This is a genomic window from Streptomyces sp. McG3, assembly GCF_018619185.1.
GTDB lineage: Bacteria > Actinomycetota > Actinomycetes > Streptomycetales > Streptomycetaceae > Streptomyces.
Window position 1 is genome coordinate 1 of record NZ_JAAXYC010000389.1, and the last position, 6,239, is coordinate 6,239.

A 6,239-nucleotide genomic window follows, 5' to 3' on the forward strand; every position below is an offset into this window, starting at 1 on the left:
ACCCCAGCCCGTCGGGGGCCGCCCCAGCCCGTCCGGCGCTTGAGGACCGAACCGGCGAGCACGTTCCAGGGGGCGAAAACCCAGCCCGTCCGGCGCTTGAGGACGGAACCGATCAGCACGTTCCGGGGTGCTGATCAGGGCCTCCCGCGCCACGGGCCCCGCGAAGAGCCCGCCCACCGGACGAAGGGTTCCGTCCTCAATCGCCGGACGGGCTTGGGCGGGCGCGGGCTTCGGCAGCAGGCGCCGGCGGGCCCGGGTGTCCGGGTGGGCGTCAGCGGTCCAGGTGGCCCGTGTCGTTCCAGCGTTCCACGGCCGGCAGGCCGTACGCCCAGCCCAGGACCGACAGCGACGTCGGGTCCAGGCGGATGCGCGCGCCGAAGGACAGGTCCTCGCCCAGCCATCGCGCACCCAGCGCCCGCAGGATGTGGCCGTGGGCGAAGACCAGGACGTCCCGGTCCGCCGAGCGGGCCCAGGCGACGATCTCGTCCGCGCGGGCGGTGACGTCGGCGACGGACTCCCCGTCCGGGACCCCGTCGCGCCAGATCAGCCAGTCGGGGCGGTCCGCCTTGATCTGGGCCGGCGTCAGGCCCTCGTACGCCCCGTAGTCCCATTCCATCAGCGCGTCCCACGGCTCGGCCCGCTCCCCGAACCCGGCGATTCGGCAGGTCTCGGCGGCCCGGACGAGCGGACTGGTGCGGACCTCGACGCCGGGCAGCCCCGCCCACGGCGCCCGGTGCAGCCGCTCGCCGAGGAGCTTCGCGCCCTCGCGCCCGTCGTCCAGGAGCGGGATGTCCGTCCTGCCGGTGTGGTTGCCCCGGACCGACCACTGGGTCTGGCCGTGCCGGGCGAGCAGGATGCGCGATGCCATGAAGGCTCTCCCTGGAACGTTGGTGCTGTTGGGCCCTTCCATCATCCCGTACCGGCCCGGCAGGCAACCTCCCGGGCCGTGCGGGCGTCCCACCCTGAGCAGCGCCCCCGGCCGAGAGTTCGGACCAGGGCGGGGACCGCCGCGTACGGGATGTCCGGCAGGGGACCCCCGGGGGAGACGGCGGCACGGTGCCGCCGTACGGTTGAACGTTCGTCGTCGGCCGCATGAACATGGGGAGAGCTACCGGATGCCGCACGCCACCGCGCCGCCCGCGACCGGTCATCGGCCCCGCTGGTGGACGGAGCTGCCACTGATCGCGGTGGTGTACGCGCTGTATTCGGTGGGCCGGCTCCTGGTGCGCGGCGATGTGTCGACGGCGGTCGACAACGGCCTGGCGATCCTGCGGCTGGAACAGGCGCTGTACCTCAACGCCGAGCACCCGCTGAACCGTCTCTTCACCAGCACCCCGTCGCTCGGGATACCCGCCGACTTCGCGTACGCGTCCCTGCACTACCTGGTCACCCCGGCCGTCCTCATATGGATGTTCCGGCGCAGGTCGGCCGCTTACCGGGCGGCCCGGGTCTGGCTGATGAACTCCACGCTGCTGGGGCTGGTCGGCTTCACGCTGATGCCGACCTGTCCGCCCCGGCTGCTGGACGCGGGCCACGGCTTCGTCGACACGATGGCGCAGTACAGCGCGTACGGCTGGTGGGGCGAGGGGGCGAGCGCCCCGCGCGGTCTGAGCGGGATGACCAACCAGTACGCGGCGATGCCCAGCCTGCACGTCGGGTGGTCGCTCTGGTGCGGGATCCTGCTGTGGCGGCACGGCCGCCATCCCCTGATACGGGCGGCGGGCATCGCCTATCCGCTGATCACCACGATCATCGTGATGGGCACCGCCAACCACTACTTCCTGGACACCGTCGCGGGCGCCGCGGTGATGGGCGTCGGAGCCCTGCTGGTCAGGCCCGTCATACGGATCGCCGACCGGTTCAAGGCGTGGGGCGCCGCGCGGTTCACCGGGCCGGCCGGCATCCTGTTCGCGGGCCGCGGCGAGGGCGGCCGGAGCAGCGTCGCCGGGTCCGTATCCGCGGCCGTGCCCCCGAATGTCAGTACCGGATGCAAGACTTCCCCGGGTGAGCGAATCCCCGGCCAGCGGACCACCTCCGCAGATCCCCCCGGCCCGGCAGTCAGCGGCACAGCAGCCGGCGACGACGCCGACGCGGCCGCGAGCGACGACGCTCCGGCAGCGGCTCGCTGAGCTGCGCGGTCCGTCCGTCCAACCGCACCCGCTCGACGCGAGAGCCCTGGCCGCCCTCGCCGCCAATCCCGGCTGCAAGCGGCGGGCCCTGCTCGACGGCGCCGGGGTGGACAAGGGCGTGCTGGCCACCGCGCTCGGCTCCCCCGCCCCCTTCGGGCAGTCCCAGTTCGCCTTCATGCGGGGCAACGCGTTCGAGGCGAAGGTCAAGGCCGACGGCGGGGCCGAGCTGCTGCGCCTGCTGTACGAGCGGCTCGGCGGCGGCGAGCGGCCACCGGCCGGGGACGCCGCCACGCCCGATCTGAGCGCCGCCGGTCCCGAGGGCCGCGCCGCGCGCACCGCGCTGGCGCTGCGCGAGGCCACGGCGGCGGGGGGCTGGGCGCTGCTGGACCACCCGATGCTGGCCCTGGAGGTGGCGGGCTCCCCCGCCTATCTGGAGCCCGACGCGGTCGTGGTGCACCCCGACGGCCGGTGGACGGTGGTCGAGATCAAGTCGTTTCCCATGATCGACGCGGGGGCCGACCCGTCGAAGGTCGGCGCCGCCGCCCGGCAGGCCGCGGTGTACGTGCTGGCGCTGGAGCGGGTCGCGGCGGTCACGGAGGGTGCCGAGGTCGGGCACCGGGTGCTGCTGGTCTGCCCCAAGGACTTCTCGAACCTGCCGACCGCCTCCGTCGTGGACGTACGCAAGCAGCGCGCCGTGACCCGGCGGCAGCTGACCCGGCTGACGCGCGTCGAGGACATCGCGGCGGGGCTGCCGGAGGGGACGACCTTCGATCCGGCGTGCCCGCCCGCGGAGCTGGACGCCGCCGTGGCGGCGGTGCCCCCGGCCTACGCCCCGGAGTGCCTGGCCGCCTGCGAGCTGGCCTTCCACTGCCGGGCGAAGTCCCGGGCCGAGGGGGCGGTGGAGGCGCTGGGCCGGAGCGTGCGCGGTGAGCTGGGCGGGCTGACCACGGTGGCCGGGGTGCTGGCCGCCGCCGCGGGCAAGGAGGGCGATCCCGCCGATCCGACGGTCGCCGCGCTGCGCCGGGCCGCCGCTCTGCGCGCCGAGGCGCTGGAGAGCGCCTCCGCCGCACGTGCCGGGGTCGTCGCGCCGGAGGGTGCGGCCGTATGTCGCTGATCACCACCCTGGCCCGGCTGGAGGCCGTCGACACCGGCCGCGCCCAGCCACTGGCGACCGTCCGGCACCGTCATCTCACCGACCGGCCGCTGGTGCTGGTGCCGCTGACCACCGCCGGTGAGGCCGGGGCCCCGCTCGGGGCGCTGGTCGGCACGGACCGGGAGGCGCCCCGGCTGCTGGCCGTCGCCCAGCCCCGCGACCGGGACCTGCGGTTCGCGTTCCTGGCCGAGCTGGCGGAGGCGGTCCTCCCGCACATCGAGGCGTACGCGGACGTCGTCGAGCCTGCCGAGCGCAACGAGAGCGACCCGGCGACCGGCAAGAAGACCAAGGTCGAGGTCGAGCTGTGCACGGACGCCGCGCAACTGATCGTGCCGAGCCGGGCGGGCGTCGAGTTCGTCCGGCTGCTGGGCCGGTCCATGCGGTTCCGGCGCACCGCCGAGGACGATCCGGACACTCCCTATCCGGCCCCGGCGCGGGTACCGCTGCTCGGCCGCTGGCTGACGCACTACGGGGAGCGGGCCCGGGTGCCCGGCTCCTCGCTGCTGCCCGCCGTCACGGATCTGCTGAACCGGCACTGGGCGACCGGGCAGAGCAGCCTGGAGGACCAGCACCTGGGCGCGCTGCTGGCCTGGATCGACCCGCCGGCCGGCTCGTCGGGGGCCGAGGCCGCGCTCCGGGCCGAGCTGGCCCGGGACGGGGAGGGCCAGTTGCTGTGCCCGCCGGCGGGGCCGGCCACCGACCCGGACTTCGACAACCGCCTCCTCGCCCCGGCGATCGAGCGGTACGACCGGGCGCGCACGGCGCTCGCGTCCGCCGAGGACGGGCTCGCCGCCGATGCCCGCCTCGGTGAGCTGAGCGCCGCCGAGCGGGAGATCCGCTCGCTGCTGGCGCGGGTCATGCTGCCGACCTGGGACGCGGTCTGGCGGGGGCTCGACCTGCTGCGGGAGCTGCCCGAGGGGGCCCGGGCCGAGGACCGCTGGACCCGGGACCGGTGGTCGTTCACCGCGCACCGGGACCGGGTGCGCTCGGGCGAGCCGCCGCAGCCGCGCCGCGACGACGCGGTGACGGCGGCCCAGAAGCTGGCCTCCCGGGAGACCGCCCAGGCCCAGCTGGAGGCGCAGGAGGCGCTGGACGATCCGCTGGTGCTGGCGGGGCGGCGGCTGGCGGGCGAGGCGTTCCTCGCCACGGTGTCCGAGGTGGAGATGGCGTACACCGAGTCCAAGCGGCCCTCCCCGCGCCCGCTGGTCACCGTCCGCACGGACGAGCGTCCGCATCTGGCCGAGCGGACGAAGGTCTACCGCTCGCTGGAGGGCAAGCCGCAGACGGCGGAGTTCGTGCGGTACGCGGACGGGCCCCCGGCCGACGACGGCGAGATCCCGCTGGTGCTGCGGATCCTGGACCGGATGGGCCGGGGCAAGGAGCCCGCGCCCGGTTCGGTGCCGGAGCCCGGCGAGCGGATCGCCTGGACCCTGTTCGAGCACGACCAGCGCGGCGGCCCGAAGCTTCCGGACCCGGAGGAGACGCCGTGGACCCACGGCGGCCCGCCGGGCGCGGACGCCGCCGGGCGCGCGGAGCGACCCGACCCCGTGACCCCGGAGGACCTGCTGTGAGGACCGTCTTCGACCCGGGCGCGGAGGCGGCGCGCGCGACCGGCGCGATCCTCGACGACACCCTGCGCGGCAGCGCCCGGGGCATCGTCGTGGACTCGCCCCCCGGCGCCGGGAAGTCGACGCTGGTGGTCCGGGCGGCCCTGGAGCTGGCCGCCGCCGGGCATCCGCTGATGGTGATCGCGCAGACCAACGCCCAGGTGGACGACCTGGTGGTGCGGCTCGCGGAGAAGGACCCGGAGCTGCCGGTGGGCCGGCTCCACAGCAGCGACTCCGACCCGTACGACAAGGTCCTGGACGGGCTCGCCAACGTGACGAAATCGGCGAAGGCGGCGGATCTCGCCGGGCTCGACGTGGTGATCTCGACGGCCGCCAAGTGGGCGCACGTGAAGAACGTGGAGCCGTGGGGGCACGCGATCGTGGACGAGGCGTACCAGATGCGCTCCGACGCGCTGCTGGCCGTGGCCGGGCTGTTCGAGCGGGCGCTGTTCGTCGGGGACCCGGGCCAGCTGGACCCGTTCTCGATCGTCGGCGCGGACCAGTGGGCGGGGCTGAGCTACGACCCGTCCGCGAGCGCGGTGTCCACGCTGCTCGCGCACAATCCGGAGCTGCCGCAGCACCGGTTGCCGGTGTCGTGGCGGCTCCCGGCGTCGGCGGCGCCGCTGGTGTCGGACGCGTTCTACCCGTACACGCCCTTCCGCAGCGGTACGGACCACGGGGACCGCACGCTCTCCTTCGGGGTGGCGTCGGACGGTTCGGGGCCCGACCGGGTGCTGGACGAGGCGGCGGAGTCCGGGTGGGGGCTGCTGGAGCTGCCCGCCCGGCACACCCCGCGCACCGATCCCGAGGCGGTACGGGCGGTGGCGCTGGTGGTCCGGCGGCTGCTGGACCGGGGCGGGGTCGCGACGAGCGAGCGGGCCGAGGAGCCGGTGCCGGTGACGGCGGACCGGGTGGCGGTCGGCACGGCCCACCGGGACCAGGCGGCGGCGGTGCGGGCGGCCCTCACGGAGCTGGGTGTCACGGGGGTCGCGGTGGACACGGCCAATCGCCTCCAGGGCCGCGAGTTCGACGTCACGGTGGTGCTGCACCCGCTGTCGGGGCGGCCCGACGCGACCGCGTTCCACCTGGAGACGGGCCGCCTGTGCGTGCTGGCGTCCCGGCACCGGCACGCCTGCATCGTGGTGTGCCGGGAGGGGGTGGCGGACCTGTTGGACGAGCACCCGTCGACGGAGCCGGTCCAGCTGGGCGTCACGGTGAAGTTCCCCGACGGCTGGGAGGCGAACCACGCGGTGCTGGCCCACCTCTCGGAACGCCGGGTCCGGTGGCGGCCCTGAGCCGGAGACGCGTGCCGCCCCGTGCGGGCGCAGCCGCCGCGCCGCCTCCGGCAGG

General features: G+C 75.5%; 5 protein-coding genes. 4 read left to right on the forward strand and 1 reads right to left on the reverse strand.

Going from position 1 to position 6,239, the window contains the following annotated elements; all coding sequences use genetic code 11:
- Nucleotides 1-271: 271 nt before the first annotated feature.
- Entirely contained in the window at nucleotides 272-868 is a 597-nt protein-coding gene (locus tag HET64_RS35015) for a histidine phosphatase family protein (RefSeq protein ID WP_215111276.1), read from the reverse strand.
- Between the two features lie 247 nt (nucleotides 869-1,115).
- Between HET64_RS35015 and HET64_RS35020 the strand changes: the two genes are divergently transcribed.
- The 4 genes from HET64_RS35020 (at nucleotide 1,116) to HET64_RS35035 (ending at nucleotide 6,184) form a co-directional block, all read left to right on the forward strand.
- Nucleotides 1,116-2,129, forward strand: coding sequence for a phosphatase PAP2 family protein (locus HET64_RS35020; RefSeq protein WP_215111277.1), 1,014 nt, complete (start codon nucleotides 1,116-1,118; stop codon nucleotides 2,127-2,129).
- 106 nt (nucleotides 2,130-2,235) lie between these two features.
- A complete protein-coding gene (locus HET64_RS35025; protein WP_215111280.1) occupies nucleotides 2,236-3,243 on the forward strand; it encodes a hypothetical protein in 1,008 nt (335 codons plus the stop codon).
- Entirely contained in the window at nucleotides 3,234-4,853 is a 1,620-nt protein-coding gene (locus HET64_RS35030; protein ID WP_215111278.1) for a hypothetical protein, read from the forward strand. Before HET64_RS35025 ends, HET64_RS35030 begins: the two co-directional genes overlap by 10 nt.
- Nucleotides 4,850-6,184: an AAA domain-containing protein gene (locus tag HET64_RS35035; RefSeq protein ID WP_215111279.1), complete on the forward strand. Its 1,335-nt coding sequence runs from the start codon at nucleotides 4,850-4,852 to the stop codon at nucleotides 6,182-6,184. The genes HET64_RS35030 and HET64_RS35035 overlap by 4 nt, the downstream gene beginning before the upstream one ends.
- The last annotated feature ends 55 nt before the right edge of the window (nucleotides 6,185-6,239 follow it).